This is a genomic window from Flavobacterium xinjiangense (genome assembly GCF_900142885.1).
GTDB classification, from domain to species: Bacteria; Bacteroidota; Bacteroidia; order Flavobacteriales; family Flavobacteriaceae; genus Flavobacterium; species Flavobacterium xinjiangense.
Map to the genome: position 1 here is coordinate 83,651 of NZ_FRCL01000010.1, position 25,402 is coordinate 109,052.

At 32.9% G+C, this 25,402-nt stretch carries 21 protein-coding genes; all 21 read left to right on the plus strand.

Going from position 1 to position 25,402, the window contains the following annotated elements:
• Window position 1 precedes the first annotated feature (1 nt).
• The gene (locus tag BUC23_RS12475) at window positions 2–436 is read left to right on the plus strand and encodes a response regulator (RefSeq protein ID WP_073209928.1); all 435 of its coding nucleotides are present in this window, start codon (window positions 2–4) and stop codon (window positions 434–436) included.
• 94 nt (window positions 437–530) lie between these two features.
• Window positions 531–1,355, plus strand: coding sequence for a CheR family methyltransferase (locus BUC23_RS12480; protein ID WP_073209930.1), 825 nt, complete (start codon window positions 531–533; stop codon window positions 1,353–1,355).
• Window positions 1,356–1,916, plus strand: coding sequence for a chemotaxis protein CheB (locus BUC23_RS12485; RefSeq protein ID WP_073209932.1), 561 nt, complete (start codon window positions 1,356–1,358; stop codon window positions 1,914–1,916). It begins immediately after the preceding gene.
• Between the two features lie 40 nt (window positions 1,917–1,956).
• Window positions 1,957–5,733, plus strand: a complete 3,777-nt coding sequence (locus tag BUC23_RS12490; RefSeq protein WP_084538352.1) for a response regulator — start codon at window positions 1,957–1,959, stop codon at window positions 5,731–5,733.
• Window positions 5,734–5,800: 67 nt separating this feature from the next.
• The gene (locus BUC23_RS12495) at window positions 5,801–8,224 is read left to right on the plus strand and encodes a response regulator (RefSeq protein ID WP_073209936.1); all 2,424 of its coding nucleotides are present in this window, start codon (window positions 5,801–5,803) and stop codon (window positions 8,222–8,224) included.
• Window positions 8,225–8,410: 186 nt separating this feature from the next.
• Window positions 8,411–13,006 (plus strand): CheR family methyltransferase, encoded by a 4,596-nt coding sequence (locus BUC23_RS12500; protein WP_073209937.1) that lies wholly within the window; start codon window positions 8,411–8,413, stop codon window positions 13,004–13,006.
• 210 nt (window positions 13,007–13,216) lie between these two features.
• Window positions 13,217–14,050 carry an ice-binding protein gene (locus tag BUC23_RS12505; protein WP_073209939.1) on the plus strand — a complete coding sequence of 278 codons (834 nt, stop codon included), beginning with the start codon at window positions 13,217–13,219 and terminating at the stop codon, window positions 14,048–14,050.
• A 329-nt stretch (window positions 14,051–14,379) separates the two neighbouring features.
• Window positions 14,380–14,829 (plus strand): ferritin-like domain-containing protein, encoded by a 450-nt coding sequence (locus tag BUC23_RS12510; protein ID WP_073209941.1) that lies wholly within the window; start codon window positions 14,380–14,382, stop codon window positions 14,827–14,829.
• Between the two features lie 300 nt (window positions 14,830–15,129).
• Complete coding sequence (locus tag BUC23_RS12515; protein WP_073209943.1) at window positions 15,130–15,324, plus strand: hypothetical protein; 195 nt, start codon at window positions 15,130–15,132, stop codon at window positions 15,322–15,324.
• Between the two features lie 276 nt (window positions 15,325–15,600).
• Complete coding sequence (locus tag BUC23_RS12520; RefSeq protein ID WP_073209944.1) at window positions 15,601–15,957, plus strand: hypothetical protein; 357 nt, start codon at window positions 15,601–15,603, stop codon at window positions 15,955–15,957.
• Window positions 15,958–15,975: 18 nt separating this feature from the next.
• The gene (locus BUC23_RS12525) at window positions 15,976–16,968 is read left to right on the plus strand and encodes a 2-hydroxyacid dehydrogenase (protein WP_073209946.1); all 993 of its coding nucleotides are present in this window, start codon (window positions 15,976–15,978) and stop codon (window positions 16,966–16,968) included.
• Window positions 16,969–17,357: 389 nt separating this feature from the next.
• The gene (locus tag BUC23_RS12530; RefSeq protein WP_073209948.1) at window positions 17,358–17,705 is read left to right on the plus strand and encodes a DUF892 family protein; all 348 of its coding nucleotides are present in this window, start codon (window positions 17,358–17,360) and stop codon (window positions 17,703–17,705) included.
• Window positions 17,706–17,728: 23 nt separating this feature from the next.
• Window positions 17,729–19,111, plus strand: a complete 1,383-nt coding sequence (locus tag BUC23_RS12535) for an NAD-dependent succinate-semialdehyde dehydrogenase (protein WP_073209950.1) — start codon at window positions 17,729–17,731, stop codon at window positions 19,109–19,111.
• Window positions 19,112–19,135: 24 nt separating this feature from the next.
• Window positions 19,136–20,134 carry an NADP-dependent oxidoreductase gene (locus tag BUC23_RS12540; protein WP_073209952.1) on the plus strand — a complete coding sequence of 333 codons (999 nt, stop codon included), beginning with the start codon at window positions 19,136–19,138 and terminating at the stop codon, window positions 20,132–20,134.
• A gap of 37 nt (window positions 20,135–20,171) precedes the next feature.
• The gene (locus BUC23_RS12545; RefSeq protein ID WP_073209954.1) at window positions 20,172–20,645 is read left to right on the plus strand and encodes a Dps family protein; all 474 of its coding nucleotides are present in this window, start codon (window positions 20,172–20,174) and stop codon (window positions 20,643–20,645) included.
• A gap of 598 nt (window positions 20,646–21,243) precedes the next feature.
• A complete protein-coding gene (locus BUC23_RS12550) occupies window positions 21,244–21,624 on the plus strand; it encodes a hypothetical protein (RefSeq protein ID WP_073209956.1) in 381 nt (126 codons plus the stop codon).
• Window positions 21,625–21,667: 43 nt separating this feature from the next.
• A complete protein-coding gene (locus tag BUC23_RS12555; RefSeq protein ID WP_073209958.1) occupies window positions 21,668–21,886 on the plus strand; it encodes a YidH family protein in 219 nt (72 codons plus the stop codon).
• A 245-nt stretch (window positions 21,887–22,131) separates the two neighbouring features.
• Window positions 22,132–22,890, plus strand: a complete 759-nt coding sequence (locus BUC23_RS12560) for an MlaE family ABC transporter permease (RefSeq protein WP_073209959.1) — start codon at window positions 22,132–22,134, stop codon at window positions 22,888–22,890.
• 1 nt (window position 22,891) lies between these two features.
• Window positions 22,892–23,668 carry an ABC transporter ATP-binding protein gene (locus BUC23_RS12565; protein ID WP_073209961.1) on the plus strand — a complete coding sequence of 259 codons (777 nt, stop codon included), beginning with the start codon at window positions 22,892–22,894 and terminating at the stop codon, window positions 23,666–23,668.
• Between the two features lie 30 nt (window positions 23,669–23,698).
• A complete protein-coding gene (locus BUC23_RS12570) occupies window positions 23,699–24,583 on the plus strand; it encodes an MlaD family protein (protein ID WP_073209963.1) in 885 nt (294 codons plus the stop codon).
• Between the two features lie 51 nt (window positions 24,584–24,634).
• Window positions 24,635–25,306 carry a ferredoxin reductase domain-containing protein gene (locus BUC23_RS12575; RefSeq protein ID WP_073209966.1) on the plus strand — a complete coding sequence of 224 codons (672 nt, stop codon included), beginning with the start codon at window positions 24,635–24,637 and terminating at the stop codon, window positions 25,304–25,306.
• Window positions 25,307–25,402 lie beyond the last annotated feature (96 nt).

Genomic DNA, 25,402 nt, shown 5'->3' on the forward strand with positions numbered 1-25,402 from the left:
CGTGAAAAACGATACTAAAATAAAAATATTCTTAGTTGATGATGATGCACTTTTCTTGAAGTCTTTGGAAATTGAATTTCTAGAAAATGCTGATTTTACTATTGAAACTTATCCTACTGGAGAATTGTGCGTTGCTAATTTATCTAATACTCCTGATGTTGTAATATTAGACTACCAACTTGATGGTATTGTAGAAAATGCAATGAACGGATTAGAAACTTTGGACAAAATAAAAGGTTTTAATCCAAATATTCCAGTTGTCATGTTATCATCTCAAGATAAAATTGAGGTAGCCATAAACTGTATGCACCACAAGGCATTTGATTATGTTGTGAAAAGTGAAACTGCCTTTGTACGTTTGCAAAAGATTATTACTACCATTTTTAAATATCAAAAAATGGAAAAAGAATTAAGCTGGTATATGGACCGAATGTAATTCGTACTCCTCAATAACTATCCTTACGATTCGTTGATAGCTATTTTAATCACTCTTGATTTGGTCAAAATAAAACCAAATTTATTTCAATAAAATGCAGTATAAAGACACATCAGATCTAGAAATTTCATTGCTATTAGAAGCGATTTATAGAAAACATGGTTATGATTTCAGACAGTATTCTCAAGCTCATATCCGCCGAAGAATAATGAACAGAATGGCCATTTCAGGATTCGCCGATGTTTCTCAAATGCAATCTAAAGTTTTGAATGACGAAGAATTTGCTTCAGAACTCCTGCAGGATTTATCAATAACGGTAACCGAAATGTTTCGTGACCCAACTTTTTATCAGTCATTAAGAGAAAAGGTCATCCCTATTTTAAAAACGTATCCCTTTATAAAAATATGGCATGCTGGCTGTGCTACAGGCGAAGAAGCGTATTCAATGGCGATTCTTTTGCAGGAAGAAGGCTTGTATGACAGAACTACAATTTATGCCACTGACTTTAACCAGTTGGCATTGAACCGTGCAAAAGAAGGTATTTTTTCGAACAAAATGATAAAAGAATACACTGTAAATTATCAACTGTCCGGAGGAAAAGAATCTTTTTCAAGTTATTATACTTCGAGTTATGATAATGTGATTATGAACCAATCTTTGAAAAAAAATATTGTTTGGGCCAATCATAATTTAGTAACAGATAGTGTATTTGCTGAAGTTAACTTGATATTATGTCGAAATGTACTTATATATTTTGATAAAAATTTGCAAAACAGCGTGCAAACTCTTTTTTACAATAGCCTCATTAATGGAGGCGTTTTATGTTTAGGATCTAAAGAAAGTTTGCGATATTCCGATTTATATTCGGAGTATCAAGAGATGGATAATAAACAAAGAATATTTAAAAAGAAATATTAAATGCGTTATGAAGCAATTGTTATAGGAGTTTCGTCTGGAGGCATGAATGTTTTAAAAATAATATCCGCGGCCTTACCGACTGATTTCAAAATACCAATTATTGTAGTTCAACATGTAGGGGCACATTCCGATAGCCAATGGATACAGCTTTTAAATGAAAAAAGTAATCTTCATGTTAAGGAAGCTGATGAAAAAGAAAAAATAGAAAACGGAAAAATTTACTTTGCCCCGCCTAATTATCATTTACTAATTGAAAAAGATAAAACTTTTTCACTCACAATAGACGAGCGCGTAAATTTTGCAAGGCCAGCAATTGATGTATTGTTTGAGTCAGCTGCTGAAGCTTACAGGAATAAATTAATAGGAATTGTGCTTACAGGCTCAAATAATGATGGGACTAAAGGTATAAAACGAATAAAAGAATGTGGCGGTCTGACGATTATTCAAGACCCAAAAACAGCTGAATCTCCTTATATGCCCATGTCAGTGCTTACAGCTATTGAACCTGATCATATTTTATCAATAGAGAACATAATCGCATTTTTGATAAAACTTAAATAGTAAAAAAAAAAGAATAGATATAAATTTTACATATAAAAAAATGAAAATGACCCTTGGCAGAAAAATAGTAATAGGATTTAGTGCTTGTGCCGTTGTCCTTTTAGCAGTTGCAATTTTCTCTTTTAAAAATAGTGAAAAATTTGTCGCTTCAAATGCTTTGGTTAATCATTCCAACGAGGTGTTATCTCAATTTGATCAGATACTAATATCTTCCATCGATGCAGAGACTGGTATACGTGGTTATGTAATTACGGGCGAAGAAAATTACCTGAAACCATTTTTATCTTCCAAAACAAAAATAATAGAGCAACTTGCTAAAGTAAAGGAATTGACAAAAGACAATCCCAATCAACAAAAAAATATTGAAGAACTTTCGGAACAGCTCAAAATTCGTTTTGAAAATCTAAATAAAGCTTTAGACTTTCGTAAAAAAGATTTTAAAAAAGCTCAAGAATTTATTGCTTCTGGCGAGGGGAAACAGTTGCAAGATGAAATAAGAAAAACAATTACTAAAACGCAGGAAACAGAACATACTTTACTAAATGAAAGAATGCAAACAAGCGAAAATGATGCCGGCAAGTTTAATATTGTTTTTGCTTTTTTATTGTTAATCATTATTCTAATTCTTCTCGTAGTTTACACAATAGTCACTGAAAATTTGAAAGCACTGAAAAGCTCCGAATCAGAAACTGCCAATAAAAACTGGTTGCTAACGGGTAACTCAGAACTCAACGAAAAATTAATAGGAAACCAAAGTATAGCCCAGTTAGCAAACAATACGATTAGTTTTTTATGTACTTACCTGAAGGCTAATATAGGAGCTGTGTATCTCTTTGATGAAAATGACAATACGCTGATTCTAAATGGGAGATTTGCTTTTTCATCTTCAAAAGAAGGTAAGGAAATATTTAAAATAAATGAGGGGTTAATTGGTCAAGCCGCCTGGGAACAGAAACAAATTGCTATAACAGATGTATCCGAAGATCAAATACGCATCACATCAACCGTTTTGGATGCAAAACCTAAAAATTTACTTATCACCCCTTTTCTGCTTGACGGAAAAACGATAGGAGTAATCGAAATAGGAAAACTTACTGATTTTAACGAAACCGAAAAGGAATTCATCAATGTCTCAATGAACAGTATTGCCATAAGTGTCAATACGGTACAACAAGTCGAAGAAAAAGAAAAAAGAGCCGCCGAATTAAGCATTGCCAACAAAGAACTTGCCTATCAAAATGAGGAGAAAGAAAAAAGAGCTGCCGAATTAGGAATTGCAAACAAGGAACTTGCCTATCAAAATGATGAAAAGGAAAAAAGAGCTGCCGAATTAGGAATTGCCAACAAGGAACTCGCCTATCAAAATGATGAAAAGGAAAAAAGAGCTGCCGAATTAGGAATTGCCAACAAAGAACTCGCCTTTCAAAATGATGAAAAAGAAAAAAGGGCTGCCGAATTAGGAATTGCAAACAAGGAACTTGCCTTTCAAAATGAAGAAAAAGAAAAAAGGGCTGCCGAATTAGGAATTGCAAACAAGGAACTTGCCTTTCAAAACGATGAAAAAGAAAAAAGAGCAGTAGAGTTGAGTTTTGCAAATAAAGAGCTTTCGATTCAAGCAGAAGAACTTCAAATGCAACAGGAAGAACTCAGACAATTGAATGAAGAACTGGAACAACAAGCACAAAATCTAAAACAACAACAAGAGGAACTGCAAATGACCAATGAAGAATTGGAAGAGCAGACCCAATCATTGGAAGAGAAAAATAAAGAAGTCGAAGCTTCAAAAAACAGTATAGAATTAAAAACAAAACAACTGGAGATAAGCAGTAAGTATAAATCTGAATTCCTTGCAAACATGTCACATGAATTGAGAACCCCGCTGAACAGCTTGTTGATACTGTCAAAAGATCTATCAGAAAACAGAAAGAAAAATCTGGACGAAGTGCAGGTTGAAAGTGCAGAAATAATTTATAAAAGTGGACATGACTTACTGGTATTAATAAACGAAGTACTGGACCTTTCTAAAATTGAAGCAGGTAAAATGTCTATCAACATTGAAAAAGTATCCTTAAAAAATTTCACGGATGATTTAATTCGTGATTTTAGACATCAGGCAGAACAGAAAGGATTAAAACTAGTTTGTAAATTGAGTACTGATTTACCAGAATATATACATACTGATTTACAACGATTGAATCAGATATTAAAAAATCTTATATCAAATGCCATAAAATTCACCGAAAAAGGAAGTGTAACTTTATCTATTGACCCAAATACGGCAACTACATTGAACATTTCAATTACCGATACCGGAATTGGAATATCCGAAGACAAACAAACGGCTATTTTTGAAGCTTTTCAACAAGCCGAAGGTGGTACTTCAAGAAAATATGGAGGAACGGGTCTAGGACTTTCTATTTCTCGAGAACTCGCAAAATTATTAGAAGCAGAAATTCAATTGAAAAGCAAACCTAACCATGGATCTACTTTTTCGCTTATTATTCCTTTGCAAATTCATCCTCAAGAAGAGACCTTCAACCCTATTCCGGTGCAACCTGTTTCCTATACGCCTCAAGTTATAAAGGAATCAATGTATCTTAATTATGACACCATAAAAGATGATAGAGATACGATAAGTAAGGATGATAAAGTAGTACTGATTATTGAGGATGATCGGAATTTTGCCGCTATACTTTTAAACCAAGCACACAAAAAAGGATTCAAATGCTTGTCGGCAGCAACAGGAGAAGATGGACTATTACTTACTTCAAAATACAAACCAAACGCCATTATTCTAGATATGGGTCTACCTGGCATCAAAGGGCGACAAGTATTACACGAACTAAAAGCAAATCCCGCCATAAGACACATACCAGTACATATCATTTCAGCAAATGACCGCACACTAGAACCAATCAGAGAAGGTGCTGTGGAGTATTTGATGAAACCAATCGCTAAAAATGAACTAGAAGAAGCTTTCAACCGAATTGAGAATTTTGTAAACAGAAAGATTAAAAACCTGATGATTATTGAAGACAATGAAAATTCCAGAAAAGCAATAAAAATACTCATTGGTAATGGCGATGTGAAATGTTTGGAAGCAGGAAGCGGTAAAGAAGCTTTGGAACTATATGAACAAAATAACATCGATTGCATCATTTTGGACATTGGTTTACCAGACATAAGTGGCTTTGAGCTCATCCATAAATTGGAAGAGATCAAAGGACATAACATGCCTCCTATTATTATTTACACCGGAAAAGAACTAACAAAAGAAGAAAACAATCTGCTTCAAAAATATGCAGAAAGCATTATTATTAAAGGAATAAAATCAGAAGAACGATTACTGGACGAAACCGCGCTATTTCTGCATCGTACAATTAGTAATTTACCAAAATCGAAACAAATAATCATAAATAATTTGTACGATAAAGAAGCTATATTCCATTCTAAAAAAATACTTTTAGTAGATGATGATATGCGAAATGTTTTTGCATTATCCAAAATACTTCAAGAACGCGGGATGGACGTTATAAAAGCCGAAAATGGAAAAACAGCATTAGATATGCTGGAAAAAAACCCTGATATTGATTTAGTTCTAATGGATATAATGATGCCCGAAATGGACGGTTATGAAGCCATGAAAAGAATACGTGCCCAGATAAAATTCAGGAGTTTACCGGTTATTGCCCTCACTGCAAAAGCTATGAAAGATGATAAACAAAAATGTATAGACGCTGGTGCAAATGATTACATTACTAAGCCAATTGATGTAGAACGTTTGTTATCATTGATGCGCGTATGGTTAAGTAAATAATGGAATGCCATGATAAAGTTGGCAACTCCCCTATTCCTTAAGTTAAACTTTTATTTTACAATTGAAAATGAAAATAAATAGCCCTGTTAAAATTTTATTGGTAGACGATCTACCTGAAAATTTGTTTGCCTTAGAAGTAATTCTCTCTACTGAGGATTATATATGCGTAAAAGCAACTTCCGGTAATGATGCCTTAAAAATTCTTCTCCACGAACAAGATTTTGCCATCATATTAATAGATGTCCAAATGCCGTTGATGGACGGATTTGAAACTGTAGAACTAATTCGCCAAATCGAAACACTAAAACATGTTCCGATAATTTTTTTAACGGCAAGTATGGACAATACAGTCCAAATTTTCAAAGGCTACCAAGCAGGTGCCGTTGATTATATGATTAAACCGCTTTCCCCTGAAATATTAAAGGCAAAAGTGGCGGTTTTTGTCGATTTATATAAGAAAAACCAGGAATTACTAGCGCAGGCAGAAGAGCTAAAAAAACTAAACAACGAACTTACAGCTCAAAAATTACTTTCCGAATATTCACTAAGTCTTATTGAAGCAAGTCATGATCCTTTGTTTGCTATTAGTCCTGAAGGAAAAATAACCGATATGAATAATGCATCGGTGCAAGTAACAGGAATACAAAGGGAAAAATTGATCGGAACCGATTTTTTTGATTATTTCACTGAGCCTCAAAAGGCTAGAGAAGTGTACCAGAAAGTATTCAAAAAAGGATTTGTTGCTGACTCTCCACTTATTCTTCGCCATAAAAATGGCAAGCTGACAGACGTATTATTTAACGGATCAGTATACAAAGATGAGAAAGGAAATGTGCTTGGAGTAGTAATTGTTGCCAGGGATGTTACTGATCAAAAAAGAATTGAAACCGAGCTGATTGAAGCTAAAGTATTTGCGGAGTTGGCCACCTTAATTGCAGAGGAAGCAAAAAGTAAAGCAGAAGACGCAATGAAAGCCAAACAGCAATTTTTGTCTAATATGAGTCACGAAATCCGTACCCCTATGAATGCGATTATCGGATTTACAAAAGTGCTGATTAAAACCCATTTGACGGAAAAACAGAATGAATATTTTAATGCTATTAAAGTCTCGGGAGATGCCTTAATAGTACTAATTGACGACATCCTTGATTTAGCAAAAGTAGATTCAGGAAAGATGACATATGAGCAAACACCTTTCAAAATAGCGACCTCCCTTTCAGCTATGCTTCATTTGTTTGAAACAAAAATTCACGAAAAAAACCTGCAATTAATTAAAAATTACGACAGTAAAATTCCTGAGGTTTTGGTTGGAGATCCAGTTCGTTTGCACCAAATTATTTTAAATTTAGTCAGTAATGCTTTAAAGTTTACCACAAAAGGAGAGATTACTGTTGGTGTTGAATTGGTACATGAAGATAATGAAACAGTCATTATCCGATTTGCAGTTACAGATACCGGAATAGGTATTGCTGCAGAAAAGATGCCCACAGTTTTTGAAAATTTCCAACAGGCTACCAGTGGAACCTCAAGATTGTATGGTGGAACTGGTTTAGGATTAGCCATAGTAAAACAATTAGTAGAAACACAAGGAGGCAGCATACAAGTAGAAAGTAAAATTGACCAAGGTTCAACATTCAGTTTCACACTCCCTTTCCGAAAAACAAAAGCGAAAGCAAAATCACAAACAGTTGCAACACAATTAAATTCGGAAATTAAAAATATAAAAGTATTGGTAGTGGAAGATATTGCACTTAACCAGTTACTGATGAAAACCCTACTGGATGATTTTGGATTTGAACGGGATATTGCCGAAAACGGAAAAATAGCTATCGAATTGTTTCAGGAGAATTCGTATGATATTATTTTGATGGATTTGCAAATGCCAGTAATGAATGGATTTGAAGCCACGGATTATATCCGTAATACCCTGAAATCAAAAATTCCCATCATTGCATTGACTGCTGATGTAACAACAATTGATCTAGCTAAATGCAAAGCAGTCGGGATGGACGATTATATTTCGAAGCCAGTCGACGAAAAGATATTATACAGCAAGATCGTGGGCTTAGTAAAGAAACCTAATCTCGAAAAAACCGAAGAGTTTATTGCCATTGAAAATAGTCAACGTAAAAAAACAAAATGTATTGATTTGACGTATTTGAACAACCGTACCAAGTCAAATCCTGCATTAATGATGGAAATGATCACGTTATATTTAACACATACCCCTCCTTTAATTACTACCTTAAAACAGAGTTTAGAAGACAAAAACTGGACTTTATTAGCCGCTGCTGCACATAAAATAATTCCTTCTTTTGCTATAATGGGTATCAGTGCAAATTTTGAAAGTATGGCTAAAAAAATTCAGGAACTTGCTGATAAAGAAGAAAACACAACTGAATTAATCGATTTAATTAGTCAACTTGAAGCTATTTGTGCTCAGGCTTGTGAAGAATTAGAAGAAGAATTTGCCAACATAAAAAGTAAATAAAGATATTTTAACTAAATTACGAAAGATTACCAGAACACTTTAGAATGATTTTTGGAAAAAAATGTACAAGAGGTTGAAATAAAAAAGCTGTTTTTCCTTCCTCTAAAAATTCAAAAACTCTAGGGATTACAATTGGATAAAAGGTACTAGTAATCAAATAAAAACATCTTTTAAAAATAGTAAATAATGGTATCTATTCCTAAATCTGATATTTCGGTAGCTAATAAAGAGATTAAAAAAAAATCCTTTACAGTAGTTGCTATTGGTGCATCGGCCGGAGGACTAGAAGCGTTTAGCCTTTTATTAAAAAAATTACCCGCTAATACTGGTATGGCATATATCTATGCCCAACACCTAAGTCCAGACCATAAAAGTTTACTCACTTCCATTTTATCTAAGATTACAGAAATGAAAGTACAGGAAATTGATAACATGGAAAAAATGGAACCTAATAATGTCTATGTTATCCCTCCCAATAAAGTAATTGAAGTAATTAACGGACATATTCGATTGCTACCCCGCATTAAAAAAAATATACCTAATCTTACCATTGATCTTCTTTTTTCCTCACTTGCTGAAACACATAAAGAAAATGTAATTGGCGTTGTGCTTTCCGGTTATGCCAGTGACGGTATGATGGGGCTCAAAGCAATTAAAGATGCTGGAGGAATCACCTTTGCTCAGGATGATACGGCCCAAGCCGATAGTATGCCTAAATCTGCTATTTCTTCGGGAGTAGTCGATTATATTTTATCGCCGTCGGAGATTGCCGAGGAATTAGTTCGCCTCAGTAAAATGGGAATTTCTAATAAGAGCATTCCTGAAAAACAAGTAAAGGAAAAAGAATTAACTCTTGAAAATAACAATTACGATATAAATACGATTTTTGAGCTTTTACTGAAGACAACAGGGGTGGATTTCAGTCACTATAAAATGCCCACCATTAAGAGAAGAATAAACCATAAAATGCATCAATATGGCATAAAAACCATTAAAGAATACGCTAAACTTTTACTAAATAACAATATCGAGATCGAGGTATTGTACAAAGATCTACTGATTAATGTGACTAGTTTTTTTAGAGAAAAAGATACTTTCCAATATTTAAAAACGACTCTTCTTCCCAAACTTCTCAAAAGCAAGGAAGCTGAAGAAACATTACGGATATGGATTCCAGCTTGTTCTACAGGTCAGGAAGCGTATTCAATCGCAATGATAATAACCGAATTACAAAATAAAACCAATAATATACCCGTTCAAATTTTTGCCACAGATCTCAGCGAGGATGCCATTCGACAAGCCCGTATTGGCGAATATTCACAAAATGACTTGAAGAATATTTCAAAAAAATATTTAGACCATTATTTTATAAAAATTGGCGACAATTATCGCATTATCAAAGAACTTCGTGATATATGTGTTTTTGCACCTCATAATATTTTACGAGATCCTCCATTTTCGCGGATGGATTTTGTCAGTTGTTGTAATCTTCTTATCTATTTTGATTCTTCAGCGCAAAAAAAAGTCTTTTCTTCCCTTCATTTTGCTTTGAATGATAATGGATATCTAATGCTTGGTAAAGCTGAAAGTACCGGTACATCATCACCTCTTTTTACATTACTGAATAATAAGTATAAAATCTATTCCCGAAAAAACAATATGGGAGTTCGAAAAATACTTGAACTAACACCACGCTTTACGCGTATAAATATGTCTAGCAAAAAAGTAACCACATCCTCAAAAAGTATTAGTTTAACCCCCGTAGGAATAGAGAATGTTATCGATACTGTTCTTCTGGCAAATTATATGCCTGCATGCGCAGTTGTCAATAAAGACATGGAAATTTTGCAATTTAGGGGACCTGTTAGCACTTACCTAGAACATTCATCTGGTAAAGCAAGTCTTAATATTTTGAAGATGGCGCGTCCTGAATTTGCTTTTGAACTGCGCAACGCAATCAATAAAGCTATTGAATCAAAGGAATCAGTACACAAATCGGGAATAGAAATAAAAATTGATTCGGTTTTACGAATGATGTCTTTTGAAGTCAGACCACTAAAATTTGAATGGGATGAACCTTTATTACTAATCGTTTTCAAACCGCAAGAGGCTGTTGCAAAACTAAATGAAAATGATTCCGACGGTAGTTACAATTCAACCCAAAAAGATTTAAAAATAAAAAAACTCACGGAGGAATTAAATAAAACACGTTCAGAAATGGTTTCTATCATTGAATCGCAGGAAACGATTTATGAAGAATTACAAGCAGCTAATGAAGAGATTGTTTCGTCAAATGAAGAATTTCAAACGTTGAATGAAGAACTTGAGACCTCAAAAGAGGAAATTGAAGCTACTAATGAAGAGCTTATCAGTACGAACCAGGAATTACAGATGCGACATGATCTTTTGATCGAATCGCATGAATTTTCGGAGGCTATTATTGCTACGATTCATGAGCCAATGCTTATTCTGAATAAAGATTTTATTGTTTCATCGGCAAATAAATCTTTTTATAAAAAGTTTCTCGTAGATAAAGCATCAACAGAAGGAAAACTATTATTTGATTTGGGGAATAAGCAGTGGAATATTCAAAAATTACGTTTAATGCTTAACGATGTTATTTCAAAAAATAATGGTTTCGAAAATTTTGAAGTAACGCATACTTTTTCAGGAATCGGCGAAAAAATAATGCTGCTAAATGCCCATCTTATAGTTCAGAAAACGAATAGCGAACAGCTAATTCTTCTCGCTTTTGAAGATATAACGGATCGTTCTCGCTATTATCTAAAAGAAAAATATTCTTTAAGTCTAATCGAAGCCAGCCTTGATCCTTTAGTAACCATCAATACGGAAGGTAAGATTACTGACATGAATCAGGCAACTGTAAAGATAACAGGGTTGTCACGCGCTAAATTGAAAGACTCAAACTTCTTTGATCATTTCACCGAACCGCAAAAAGCTCGTGAAGTTTATCAACAAGTATTTTCAAAAGGTTCTGTAACTGACTCTCCGCTAATACTTCGCAATAAAAATGGAAAACTTACTGATGTATTATTCAATGGTTCGGTTTATAAAGATGATAGCGGAACCGTATTAGGAGTGGTAATAGTTGCAAGGGATGTTACTGAACAAAAAAGAATCGAAAAAGAAGCACTTGAAGCAAGAGTTTTTGCGGAACTTGCGACTGAAATAGCGGAAGAAGCAAAAATTAAAGCAGAAGAAGCCACGCGATTCGCTGAAGAAGCTATGAAAGCGAAACAGCAATTTCTGTCTAACATGAGCCATGAAATTCGAACACCAATGAATGCAATTATTGGTTTTACGAAAGTTGTTTTGAAAACGGAGCTATCTGAAAAACAAAAAGAATATTTAAATGCCATAAAAATTAGTGGAGACTCCTTAATTGTACTCATAGATGATATTCTCGATTTAGCAAAGGTAGACGCAGGTAAAATGATCTTTGAGAAAAAGCCATTTAAAATAAAATCTGCAATAAAAGCAATGTTGCATATCTTTGAGACAAAAATTCAAGAGCAAAATCTAGAATTAATTACGCTATTTGATACAACTATACCTAATATTGTAGTGGGAGATCCGGTTCGTTTGCATCAGATTATCTTAAATTTAGTAAGTAATGCTGTTAAATTCACCAATAAGGGCTCAATTACAGTAGGCGTCCATCTTTTGCATGAAGACACTGAAAAAGTAATCCTTGAATTTGAAGTTACGGATACCGGAATTGGTATTTCTAAAGAAAAAATACCTCGGATATTTGAAAATTTTCAACAAGCTTCTAGCGGAACTTCCAGATTGTATGGCGGAACCGGGCTAGGACTTGCAATTGTAAAAAAATTAGTTGAAGCACAGGGTGGAACAATACGAGTAAAAAGCAAATTTAACTCAGGGTCAACATTTAGTTTTACATTAAGCTTTAAGAAATCAAATGAAAAACATATTTCTGAATCTTCATTAATTGAATTTGACACAAAAATAAAAAACATAAAAGTTTTAGTTGTGGAAGATATTGCCCTTAATCAATTGTTAATGAAAACACTGTTAGATGATTTTGGTTTTTATCACGAAGTAGCAGAAAATGGGAAAATAGCCATCGAAAAGCTGCAAAAAAATCATTATGATATAATCCTAATGGATTTACAAATGCCAGAAATGAATGGCTTTGAAGCTACAGACTATATTCGTAAAACAATGAATTCCAATATTCCTATCATAGCATTGACAGCAGATGTAACAACTGTAGATCTTATAAAATGTAAAGCGGTGGGAATTAATGAGTATATCGCTAAACCTATCGATGAAAGAGTATTATACAGCAAAATAATCGAAGTTTTGAAAATAAATGGTGTAATACAAGTGGGTAATCAGTTCAATGATGATCACGAGAGTAAAATCCCTAAACATAAGAATACAAAATGTATTGATTTAACCTATCTAAAAGAACGAACAAAATCGAATCCTGTATTGATGTCTGAAATGTTAACAATCTATTTAAACCAAACTCCTTCTTTAATTGTCGCATTAAAAAAAGGTTTAGCAGAAAAAAATTGGCAAACAATAGCCACTTCTGCACATAAAATGATACCCTCTTTTTCAATAATGGGAATTGATACCTTATATGAAAATATGGCTAGAAAAATTCAGGAGTTTGCAGAAAAAAAAGAATATACTTCTGAATTAATTGACTTATTTTCTCAACTTGAGCGCATTTGTAGTCAGGCTTGTACAGAAATACAAGCAGAACTAGACACCATGAAAAACGATTAATTTTAACTACAAAATTTAGAACCGCACGAAACCGCTTTATAATTTAATATATATTATTATTATTTTTAATAATTACTCAGAATTTTCATTCATTTTTTCTAAAAATAGTTGAATACTACAACATTAAACTGATATCTTATAACTTCTTTGGGTAGCAAACCGTTCACCTTTGTGATGTGATAAATAAGTCACAAAATAAATAAATGAGTTATGAAATTAAAAAATACACTATCTACCCTTGCATTGCTTTCGGTAGTATTTTTGTCTAGTTGTAATAATGATACTGCTGAGAATTCAACTGCCAATAGTGCTGCCGTTGCAAAATCAGATGGTTCAACTTCAAACATATATGCTGTTAATGAAACCTATAATATAACGCCAAGTACGGGTTCGTTGAATCCTGTAAATCTAGGTATTGCAGGAGATTTTGCTATTTTATCAAAAACTGGAATTACCGATGTTTACAAATCAACAATTACAGGTGATATTGGTTCAAGCCCAATAACAGGCGCTGCTATTTTAGTTAGATGTACAGAAGTAGTAGGAACAATTTATACTGTTGATGCAGCAGGTCCACTTCCTTGTGGTGTTACTAACGCTACGCGATTAACGACAGCAATTGGAGATATGCAAACAGCATACACTGATGCAGCTGGAAGAACTAAACCTGATTTTCTAAATTTAGGTGCTGGAAATATTGGTGGAAAAACACTGACTCCGGGTTTGTACAAATGGACAACTGCGCTTAATATTCCAACTGATATAACTATTGCAGGTAGCCCAACAGATGTTTTTATCTTCCAAGTCGCTGGTACTCTTAAATTGAGTTCAGCTGTTAGAATGACTTTAACTGGAGGAGTTCAAGCTAAAAATATTTTCTGGGTAACTTCTGACGCTGTTACATGTGGAACGACTAGTCATTTTGAAGGTAACATATTAGGAATGACCGGTATTAATTTACAAACTGGAGCAACAATCAACGGAAGAATGTTAGCACAAACTGCCGTAACGCTACAAATGAATTCGGTTACGAAACCACAATAAAGTAAAACAATTCAATTCTCGAGAAAAGGCTGTCCTAACGGACAGCCTTTTTTTTTCGCAATTTTGATACTGCTTCAAACACTTAAGCAGTATAGAAAGTTATGTTTATAAATCAGGTCAGGTCTGTTTTTTAACTCTTAGCATCCATTAAATCTGGTTATTATATCATATAAAAAAACAAGAATAAAATAAATACTAAATACTGTATATCAAATACTTAAATACATGTAAATATTGAAAAAATTTTTAATAATTGTATAAAAACAATACTGTAGATTTTATTGAACTTTGTATTGTGAAAATTAATTCACTCTATAAATATTAAAAAAATGGATACTGAAAAATCAATTGCCATATTAAATTCCCTAATCCAAATTAATAACGATCGAATTGAGGGATACGAAACTGCTTCAAAGGAAGCTGATGAAACAGACTTAAAAACATTGTTTTCTCACTTTACTGAAACTAGTTTAAAATGCAAAGCTGATCTTGTTGCAGAAGTAAAAAGATTAGGTGGAAAACCTACCGAAGGAACAACTACATCAGGTAAATTATTTAGAGTATGGATGGATATAAAATCAGCTATTACAGGCAGCGACAGAAAGACCATTGTTAATTCATGTGAATATGGCGAAGACGTTGCGGTTCAAACTTACAACGAGGCATTAAGTCACAGCGAAGATTTAACTCCAGAGCAATTAATGATGATAAAAGAACAACATTCAGCTATAAAAGCAAATCACGACAAAATCAAAAACTTGCGCGATTTAATGGCTTAATCACTACTTATTTCTAATCAAAATATGCGGTTACTGCGATGCGTTGTCTCCGCATATTTTTTTTATATTCTTTCTCCAGCTTAGAATTTATTCTTTTATTTTTTTTTTCAACTGTGAATGATGTAAGTTTTATTGACAATTATATAACAATATATAAACTCTATAAAAATACATTTGTGATATAATTATGAAACTAAACATAAGAGATTTAATTTATTTTTTCTCTTTATTTTAAAGTCAATTAATCATTGAAAAACGTTTAATAAAAAAAATATACTAACAATCTAAAAAAAGAAAATTATGAATCTTAAAAGAATCTTTGGAGCATTACTTACAGCTCTCGGAATAGGTGGTCTAATCTATACTGCAATAGTATTTAGCAGCACTTCAGGTGAAACACAGGATATAAAATCACTCATCATTTATGGTGTTCTTGGAATTGTGTTCTTTGTATCAGGAATTAGCTTAGTTCGCACCACAAAGGACGAAGCATAATTTAAAATCGGTTAAACAGTTGTATTTCTTTTTTAAATATAACTAATTCTATATTGGTTAAAATAAAATCGCTTTGGTATTTTCGAATATTCAAAAGCGATTTTTTTTTGTTTGTCCCTTTTCGATAGATATAAGCATCTATATGTCAAATACTTAAATTTTATTTGTTTTTATTAAATTAATGGTTAAAATGTGAATAATACAACTCTTACCTTTAATTTTATAACAGTGTTTTATTATACTATTCCTAACTTGGATTTTTAAATACTAAAAAAAATGAAAAAGAAAGCAATTATCTCGAAACCGCTTAAAAAGGAATTAAATAAAGATAATGAGGATAATTTCCCGGACCATCAAATCTATCCCTCCAGTGACGATATTTATAACAAAAATCACAAAGAAAGCGATATAGATCCTGAAGACCTTGACAAAATGAAAGAGGCAATTGAAAGAGATCAAATTGGCGCATCTAATGAAAAAAATTTTGATCAGGATATGTCAGGAAATGATTTAGATATTCCAGGTTCAGAATTAGATGACCAACAAGAAAATATAGGAAGTGAAGACGAGGAAAACAACTATTACAGTACTGGCGGCGACAATCATAATGACTTAGAGGAAGATAACGGTTAATCAATTTAAAATTAAATAATGAAAATAGCGGTATTTAGTACAAAACCACATGATCGGGAATATCTAGATAAATTCAACAGTAATGACAGGCATGAGCTTACTTACTTTGAAGCACCTCTAAATGCTGATACAACTAATTTAGCACTAGGATTTGAGGCTGTTTGCATATTTGTCAATGATAAAATAGATGCAGTAACGATTGATAAACTTTTCAAAATAGGTGTTAAACTTATTGATTTAAGAAGTGCAGGTTTTAATAATGTAGATATTGAAGCCGCAAAAAAGAAAAATATAAAAGTAATGAGAGTTCCTGCTTATTCTCCAGAAGCAGTTGCTGAGCATGCAGTAGCATTAATTTTGACCCTAAATAGAAAAACACATAAAGTTTACAATAGAGTGCGTGAGAGCAATTTTTCATTGGAAAACCTTATTGGATTTAATCTTCATGGAAAAACGGTTGGAGTTATTGGAACCGGAAAAATAGGTGTGGCTTTCTGCCAAATAATGTTAGGTTTTGGATGCAAAGTTATTGCCTATGATATTACTGAATCTGAAATGCTAAAAGACAAAGGGATTGAATACACAACCTTGGTTGACCTATATAAAAACTCAGATATAATTTCACTGCATTGCCCTCTAAATGTGAAAACAAAATATCTCTTTGACATTAAAACCTTTTCTAAAGTAAAAAAAGGAGTCATGCTGATTAATACTAGTCGAGGCGCTTTAATCAAAACATCAGATGCTATTGATGCATTAAAAAATGGTCAATTGGGGTATTTAGGAATCGATGTTTATGAACAAGAAGAAAATTTATTCTTTAACGATCTGTCTGAAAGTATTATCAAAGATGATTTAATAGAACGATTAATGGCATTTCATAATGTTTTGATTACACCTCATCAAGGATTTTTTACAAAAGAAGCGTTAGATCAAATTGCCATTACTACCTTAAAAAACTTCACGGATTTTGAAGAAGGATTACTTTTAGAAAACGAAGTCAAATTATAAAATATTAATTGATTTTACTTTTTATAAAAAATACAATAACCAATTGGTTTAAAATTAATTATATTTTTTTATGTCCTTTTTAACTAAAACCAGGACTGAAATCCTTAAATTTAAATTACTATTCCATTTACGATTTTTAATCAGTAGGCATTGCGTACTGATATTTAATCTGTTTATTTAGGCCCCTTCGTAAAAAAAATGGCATAAGAAATCATATAAAATAGCCCCGTAATTTTATTCAATGCAAAACCATTTTTTTGAACTATCCCATATTTCCGAATGAAAATGTGTGAAAGTTGTAACTCATATATAAAATTGTATAAAGCATTAAAGCACATTAAACCTGAAATTTACAATATTAAAATTTCAGAATAATTAAGTACAAAATTATGAAAAGTACCGCCACTAAAGCTGATAAAAAAAGAACTACAAAAGAGGGAAAGGGAAATTCAACGTTTGCCAGACCAGAGATAAAGGAAGGTTGTCGCAATATTTTTGTTGATGAACTTAAAGAGATTTATTTTGCTGAAAAAGCATTAATGATATCTATACCCATAATGATTAAAAAGGCTGCAACGAAAGAGTTAGTTGATGCGCTTACCATACATTATGATTTTACAAAAGAACATATCAAACGCTTAGAAGCTATTTTTTGTTCAATAGGTGAATCGGAAATAATAACAAAATACGAAGCAATGTATGGGTCGATAAAACCTTTAGAAGATGAAGAGGAATAATACTTATCAAAAAATCACAAACTATGTCTATTCAAACCGTTAATCCATACAATAATAAAGTTGTCAAATCATTTGAAGAAATGTCAGACAAAACTGTTGACACATTAATAGAAAAATCTGTAAAAACATTTAAAGAATGGAAAGAAACAAGTTATGCAGAACGTGCTAAAATATTGCATAAAGTGGCTAAAATAATGCGTGATAAAAAAGAATCACTTGCTAAAATAATTACTTTAGAAATGGGAAAATTAATTGCTCAAGCTGAAGGTGAAATCTTACTAAGTGCTGATATTTTTGATTACTATGCAGATAATGCAGCTGATTTTTTAGCTGATAAACATTTGGAGCCAGAGTTTGGGAGCGCTTTAATACGGTTCAGCCCAATAGGAATAATTTTAGGTGTGGAACCTTGGAATTTTCCATTTTATCAAGTTGCACGTTTCGCAGCTCCAAATTTAATGGTAGGAAATACGGTTTTAGTAAAACATGCCTCGTCGGTTCCACAATGTGCCATTGCTATTGAAGAATTGTTTAATGAAGCAGGAGCCCCTGTTGGTCTTTATACCAACCTTTTAATTTCAGGTAAAAGGGCTTCCGCTCTAGTTTCTGACAAAAGAATTAAAGGAGTAGCATTAACAGGCAGTGAAGAAGCAGGCGCAAATATAGCCGCAGAAGCAGGTAAAAATTTGAAAAAATCTGTTTTGGAATTAGGAGGCAGCGATGCTTTTATAATATTAGATGATGCTGATATTGATAAAACTGTTGAATGGGCTGTCGTTGGTAGAATTAACAACAATGGTGAGTCCTGCGTAGCTTCCAAAAGATTTATAGCAGTCGAAGCTGTTGCTGATGAATTTATTAAAAAATTCAAAGAAAAATTATCAATTTTAGTTATCGGTGATCCAATGGACTCTAAAACAGAGTTGGGTCCTTTAAGTAGTGAAGCGGCAGCTGTGCATATAGCTGATCAGGTAAAACGATCGGTCGATGCTGGTGCAAAAGTTTTATTGGGCGGTACACGATCTGATCGTGAAGGTGCTTTTATGCAACCTACAATTCTAACGGCTTTAAATCCGAAAATACCAGCTTACTACGAAGAGCTATTTGGTCCGGTCGCTTCTTTTTATCGGGTAAAAAATGAGCAAGAAGCAATTGACTTAGCAAATGATTCGAATTTTGGCTTAGGTTGTTCTGTTTTTACTCAAGATATAGAAAGAGGAAAACGTGTTGCTGACAAAATCGATGCCGGTATGGTTTTCATTAATCATCCAACTGGTACTAAAGCAAATCTACCTTTTGGAGGAACTAAAGGTTCGGGTTACGGTAGAGAATTATCGGAATTGGGAATTCAAGAATTTGTAAATAAGAAACTCATTCGAGTAAGCGGTCTTTCGGACCCTTTTTAGAATGTGACTTTTAATGAAAAAGAAATGAAAGCAAAACAAATAGTATTAGCATCAAGACCAAAAGGATCCCCCACTCTTAACAATTTCAGGTCAGAAACTGTGGATGTGGCTGAACTAAAAAATGGCGAAGTTTTATTAGAAGGAATGTATTATTCCGTTGATCCTTACATGCGAGGCCGAATGAATGATGCAAAATCTTACAGTCCTCCTTTTGATTTAGATCAGCCTATAAATGGTGGTGTGATCGCAAAAGTATTGGAAAGTAAATCTGATATTCTAAAAGCGGGTGATATCGTTTTGGGAATGTTACCCTGGAAAGAAACATGTACTGCTTCAGAAAAAGATTTAAAAAAAATTGATACTTCTATTGCACCAGCTAGCTATTATTTAGGTGTTTTAGGGATGACAGGACTTACCGCTTATTTTGGTTTAATGAATATTTGTAAACCAAAAAAAGGAGAAACAGTTGTCATATCAGGCGCTGCCGGAGCTGTGGGAGTTGTGGTAGGACAAATAGCAAAAATTCAAGGATGTCGGGTTATTGGAATAGCCGGTTCTGATGAGAAAACTAAATTATTAAAAACCGAATTCGGCTTTGATGAAACCATCAATTACAAGACTACAAAAGACATGAGTAAAGCAATTGGAATGTTGTGTCCAAATGGTGTAGATATTTATTTTGATAATGTAGGTGGCGAAATCTCTGATGCGGTTATAGCAAATATAAATTTTAATGCAAGAATCGCATTGTGCGGACAAATTGCTTTGTACAATAGCACTGACACTCCCATGGGACCCCGTTTACAGCCAATGTTATTAACCAGAAGTGTGCTGATGCAAGGTTTTATCATAGGTAATTTTAAAAACGAGTTTCCAGAAGGTATCAAGCATTTAGCCCAATGGGTGAAAGATGGAAAAATAAAATTTACTGAAACAATCGAAAATGGCTTTGATAATTTGCCTAAAGCATTGCTGGGATTGTTTAAAGGCGAGAACACAGGCAAAATGATTGTTAAAGCTTAAATAAATATAAAAAAAAACAAAATAAAAACAAAGAATTATGAAACCACAAATTGGAATTACAGAAAGTCATTTACAAAAAAGCAATGCATTTCTTTCGTCTATTTTAGCTAATGAAATGACATTATATGTTAAATTAAGAAAATTTCATTGGAATGTTTCTGGTGAGAATTTTATGGAACTGCACAAATTATTTGAAGGTCAATACAAACAATTGGAAGAAGCGATTGACGAAGTTGCGGAACGAATCAGCAAACTTGGAGGAAAAACTATTGGTACAATGAAAGAGTTCTCTGAACTGACCATCCTCAAAGAATCGCCAAATCATTACCCTTCCAATAAAGAAATGAAAAAAGAACTGTTAGACGATCATGAAACCCTGATTGTACAATTGCGAAAAGATATTGATATCTGTGCTGAGGAAAATAAAGATGCAGGTACTGCAGATTTCATGACTGGATTAATGGAGCAACATGAGACAATGGCATGGGTATTAAGGAGATATTTAAGCTAAATTTAGCTTTTATAAATTTTGTCCTAAAATGGAAATATCAGAAAACATTTTGCAAATCGTTTCCAAAAGTAATTGCAGAGTTTGTAAGATAAGCTCCTCAAGAGTTCTTGATGAATCTAAACTAATCACTGAAATGGACTTTGAAAAAGATGATTTGGAGATCTTAAATGACACTATCACAGTTGAATTTTCTTGAAAAAGCTTTTTCACCTAATGATTCATACATAGAAAGTAATATTGTATTGAAGGAAGTAATTCGATATTAAACAAATGGTCAGTCGAATTATTAGCGACTATAATAAATAATAAGTTGAGATTTTTTTTGGTTTGGATTAAGAGGGCTGTTGGTATCAACAGCCCTTTTATAGTTAAAATAATTGCAACTGTTATACACACTTGCTCCAATCACTATTGTAAAGAATCAAAAAATTCTTCTCTATTTTCTTTTTGAGTTGAAAAATATGTGAATTATATAAATCTATCGCAAAGTTATATAACATTTTTAATCCACAAATAGCTGAACTTTAAACTGTTGCAATTCAAAAATTGTAAATGGTTGTTTATGATTTCATATTTATCACATTTTTAAAATAAAGTTATGAAAACGAGAAAAAGACTAGGCATTTGGATGGATCATTCTATTGCGCATTTAATGGAATTTACCAATAAGCATTTTGAAATCAAAACCATTGAATCAAAATTACATGATGTAAAAGAAGAAACTTTGCCTAAAAGCGAAAGTCTAATGCACAATAAAAAGAAACGCCTTCTTTTAGACTATTATAAGAAACTAAGTGAGGCAATTAAGGATTATGAACAGGTAATACTCTTTGGTCCTACTAATGCTAAAATTGAATTTTTTGATATTATAAGCGAGGACATTCGTTTTCTCAAAATAAAATTCGAAATAAAAAATACCGATAAAATGACGCAGAACCAGCAGCATGCATTTGTAAAAGAATACTTTTCAGAAGCATAATTAGATTAAAAAATAACTGATAACCACTATAAAAAATAAAAACATGCAATTAAAAAATTTAGGAATAGGAATGGTCATAATAGGAATAGTTATGATGGCATATACTGGGTTCAACTATGTAACTACTGAAAAAGTGGTTGATTTTGGCCCTATTCAAGTAAACAAAGAGGTAAACCATCCTATAAACTGGTCCCCTATAGCTGGAATTATATTGGCTGTGGGAGGTATTGTTCTTATTGTAACAAGTAAAAAAACTGCTTAAGAAATGTTTTATTATTAGAATTTATCTATTGAATCTGTGAATAATACAACATTTAACAAAAGTTATATAAAAAATTAAAATTAAATCTTACGGATATTTGCACGCTGTTATTTAGCTGTACAAAATATAAAAATACATTGAAGAGCACTAAACACTGTAGTTTTTACAGTTTTTGGCAACGTATTTTAAACTATTATATTGTGTAATATCAATAATAAATTAAACTAACCTAATAAATATAGATTTTGATTATTTATTTAAAAAATATTTTTGACGATGTTGGTAAAGTTTCGCTTTTTGCGATTCGCTTTTTCAAAGAAGTTTTAAAACCGCCCTATGAATTCAAAGAGTTTATTAAGCAATGTTACGTAATTGGTTATAAATCTTTGCCATTAGTGGCCATTACAGGCTTTATTATGGGATTAGTACTTACACTTCAATCTAGACCTACTTTAGCAAAATTTGGTGCAGAATCCTGGTTGCCGGGAATGGTTGCGCTTTCTCTAATTAGAGAGATTGCTCCTGTAATCACAGCCTTAATTTGCGCGGGGAAAGTTTCCTCTGGGATTGGTGCCGAATTAGGTTCCATGAAAGTTACCGAACAAATTGATGCTATGGAGGTAGCTGCTATCAATCCTTTTAAATATCTGGTAGTGACAAGAATTCTAGCCACTACACTTATGATTCCTGTTTTAGTAATATTTGCAGATGCAATTGGAATGTTGGGAGGATTTATTGGTGTGAATATGCATGGTGACATTAACCTAACCCGTTATATTTCTCAAGTGTTTGAATCATTAGCATTTTTAGATATTGTACCAGCAACCATTAAAACATTTTTCTTTGGTTTTTTTATCGGAATGATTGGCTGTTATAAAGGATTTACTGCAGCGAATGGGACTGAAAGTGTTGGACTGGCGGCAAACTCCGCGGTTGTGACCGCCTCATTAACGATATTCATTATTGATATGATGGCAGTTCAAATAACTGATTTATTCTTCTAATATGATACAAGAGAAAAAAAATATAGATGCTCCTGCCCTATCATATAATAAAGCTTCAATAATAGAAATTGTAGACCTACATAAAACCTTTGGAAAAAACGAGGTACTCAAAGGAGTCAACTTAGTTGTAAATAAGGGAGAAAACTTAGTAATCTTAGGGAAATCCGGATCTGGGAAATCAATAACTATTAAATGTTTAGTTGGGCTTGTTGTCGCGGATAAAGGAGAAATAAAAGTTTTTGACACGGATATAACTAAACTGGATAATAATCAGCTGAATGAAATAAGGGTCAGAATTGGGTTTCTTTTTCAAAATGCTGCTTTGTATGACTCGATGAGCGTTCGGGAGAACCTTGGTTTTACATTGAAAAGACATGTAACGGATTTATCACCTGAAGAACTGGAAGCTGAAATATTAGCAGTCCTGGAAAGTGTTGGCTTGGCTGATGCAATTGATAAAATGCCGTCAGAATTATCAGGTGGTATGCGTAAAAGAATTGGACTTGCACGTACGCTTATCCTTAAACCTGAAATAGTGCTTTATGATGAACCTACAACAGGACTAGACACAATAACATCAAGGGAAATAAGCGAATTAATACTGGACATACAGAAAAAAAACAAAACGTCTTCTATCATTATTACTCATGATATGGCGTGTGCAAAACACACAGCTGACCGATTGATTATTCTAAAAGATGGGGTAATTCATGCTGAAGGCAGTTATGAAGAATTAGAGAAAAGCGACGACGAATGGGTACGTTCTTTTTTTATTTAAACATTAAAATAATAATAAAAAATATAAATTATGAATAAAGAATCTGGGTTCCAATGGAAATTGGGAATGTTTGTAATAATTGGATTAGTCCTGTTTATTAGTACTATCTATTTTATTGGAAAGCAACAAAATCTTTTCGGTTCAACATTTAATTTAAAGTCTAATTTCAAAAGCGTAAGCGGTCTTGAGATAGGAAACAATGTGCGTTTTGCCGGAATCAATATTGGTACAGTGAGTGATATTCAGCTAAAAACAGATTCCTCAGTGGTGGTTGTCTTTTTAATTAAAGATGAGGTACGAAAGTTTATTAAAACTGATGCTACGGCAAGTATTGGTTCAGACGGACTAATGGGAGATAAAGTATTAACTATCTCTCCTGGAGTTGCCTCTAATAAAATTGTTGAGGACAATGACGTTATTGCTTCAAAAATACCAATAGACATGGAAGATGTGATGGGTAGCGTTAAAAAAAGCGTAGATAATGCCGGTATAATTACGGCACAACTTGCTCAATTTACCTACAACATGAACAATGGAAATGGAACTTTATCAAAATTAATGACGGATAAAGAGATGGCTGGCAGTATAAAAAAATCACTTCTGAATCTTGAAACAAGTTCCAATGCTTTTTCTTCCTTTACCACTAAAATGAATACCGGAAAAGGTGCGTTATCCAAATTAGTGACTGATGAAAAAATGGGAAGAATGGTAGATTCTACCATGAATAATATTCAAGTTACCACCAAAGGATTTACCGAAATTACGGAAGCTGCAAAACATAATTTTTTATTGAGAGGTTATTTTAAGAAAAAAGAAAAAGCCGAAGATAAAAAACAGGAAGAGTTAGACAATCAAGAAGAAGCAGAACTGAAAAAGGCTATGAAGAAGGCAGAAGACAGTATCTCTAAAAAGTAATCTAGTAAAATAAGATTTCCCAGAAAAAGCAACATTAAAAATCAAGCTGTTATGGAAAAATATATAGTGAAAATAAAATATATAAAAAATGTCACTCATGATGTGTTACAAATTGTAACCACTAAGCCGGATATTTATAGCTTTTCACCTGGACAAGCCACAGAGTTATCAATTAATAAAGCTGGGTGGAAAAGTAAAAAAAGGCCTTTTACTTTCACTAGCCTGCCGCAGGATAGCGATCTGGAATTCACCATAAAAACATACCCGTCGCACGAAGGAGTCACCAATGAACTTTTAAAATTAAAAAAAGACGATGAGTTAATTTTACATGAAGTATTTGGTTATATTTCATACAAAGGCGAAGGTATCTTTATCGCTGGAGGAGCAGGTGTTACCCCCTTTATATCCATTTTTAGGCATCTTAAATCGATAAATAAAATTGGGAATAATAAACTTATTTTTGCTAATAAAACTAAAGAGGATATAATACTAGAAGGTGAATTTAAAGAATTGTTGGGCAATAATTTCATTAATATTCTATCACAGGAAAAACGTGTTGGATATGAATATGGCCAGATTGATGAAAAATTCATTAAAAACAACCAAAAAGGGACGAATGAATTATTTTACATCTGTGGACCTCCACCCATGATGGAAGCAATAGAAAAGTATTTATTAGTTCTAAATGTCAAAGAAGACCGTATTATAAAGGAAAAATTTTGATATGTGGGAAAAGTGTCAAATCCCTGCTATTTTAATGTGTGAATCCTACAACTTAATACTATAGTTATGTAACACATCGTTTTACTGTTGCCATTA

Coding starts and splice junctions, on each gene's coding strand:
- BUC23_RS12515 (WP_073209943.1), top strand. CDS start 15,130: ATGAATCTTAAAAGAATCTTTGGAGCATTACTTACAGCTCTCGGAATA.
- BUC23_RS12570 (WP_073209963.1), top strand. CDS start 23,699: ATGAATAAAGAATCTGGGTTCCAATGGAAATTGGGAATGTTTGTAATA.
- BUC23_RS12490 (WP_084538352.1), top strand. CDS start 1,957: ATGAAAATGACCCTTGGCAGAAAAATAGTAATAGGATTTAGTGCTTGT.
- BUC23_RS12535 (WP_073209950.1), top strand. CDS start 17,729: ATGTCTATTCAAACCGTTAATCCATACAATAATAAAGTTGTCAAATCA.
- BUC23_RS12545 (WP_073209954.1), top strand. CDS start 20,172: ATGAAACCACAAATTGGAATTACAGAAAGTCATTTACAAAAAAGCAAT.
- BUC23_RS12555 (WP_073209958.1), top strand. CDS start 21,668: ATGCAATTAAAAAATTTAGGAATAGGAATGGTCATAATAGGAATAGTT.
- BUC23_RS12500 (WP_073209937.1), top strand. CDS start 8,411: ATGGTATCTATTCCTAAATCTGATATTTCGGTAGCTAATAAAGAGATT.
- BUC23_RS12530 (WP_073209948.1), top strand. CDS start 17,358: ATGAAAAGTACCGCCACTAAAGCTGATAAAAAAAGAACTACAAAAGAG.
- BUC23_RS12495 (WP_073209936.1), top strand. CDS start 5,801: ATGAAAATAAATAGCCCTGTTAAAATTTTATTGGTAGACGATCTACCT.
- BUC23_RS12505 (WP_073209939.1), top strand. CDS start 13,217: ATGAAATTAAAAAATACACTATCTACCCTTGCATTGCTTTCGGTAGTA.
- BUC23_RS12520 (WP_073209944.1), top strand. CDS start 15,601: ATGAAAAAGAAAGCAATTATCTCGAAACCGCTTAAAAAGGAATTAAAT.
- BUC23_RS12510 (WP_073209941.1), top strand. CDS start 14,380: ATGGATACTGAAAAATCAATTGCCATATTAAATTCCCTAATCCAAATT.
- BUC23_RS12575 (WP_073209966.1), top strand. CDS start 24,635: ATGGAAAAATATATAGTGAAAATAAAATATATAAAAAATGTCACTCAT.
- BUC23_RS12540 (WP_073209952.1), top strand. CDS start 19,136: ATGAAAGCAAAACAAATAGTATTAGCATCAAGACCAAAAGGATCCCCC.
- BUC23_RS12550 (WP_073209956.1), top strand. CDS start 21,244: ATGAAAACGAGAAAAAGACTAGGCATTTGGATGGATCATTCTATTGCG.
- BUC23_RS12565 (WP_073209961.1), top strand. CDS start 22,892: ATGATACAAGAGAAAAAAAATATAGATGCTCCTGCCCTATCATATAAT.
- BUC23_RS12525 (WP_073209946.1), top strand. CDS start 15,976: ATGAAAATAGCGGTATTTAGTACAAAACCACATGATCGGGAATATCTA.
- BUC23_RS12480 (WP_073209930.1), top strand. CDS start 531: ATGCAGTATAAAGACACATCAGATCTAGAAATTTCATTGCTATTAGAA.
- BUC23_RS12485 (WP_073209932.1), top strand. CDS start 1,356: ATGCGTTATGAAGCAATTGTTATAGGAGTTTCGTCTGGAGGCATGAAT.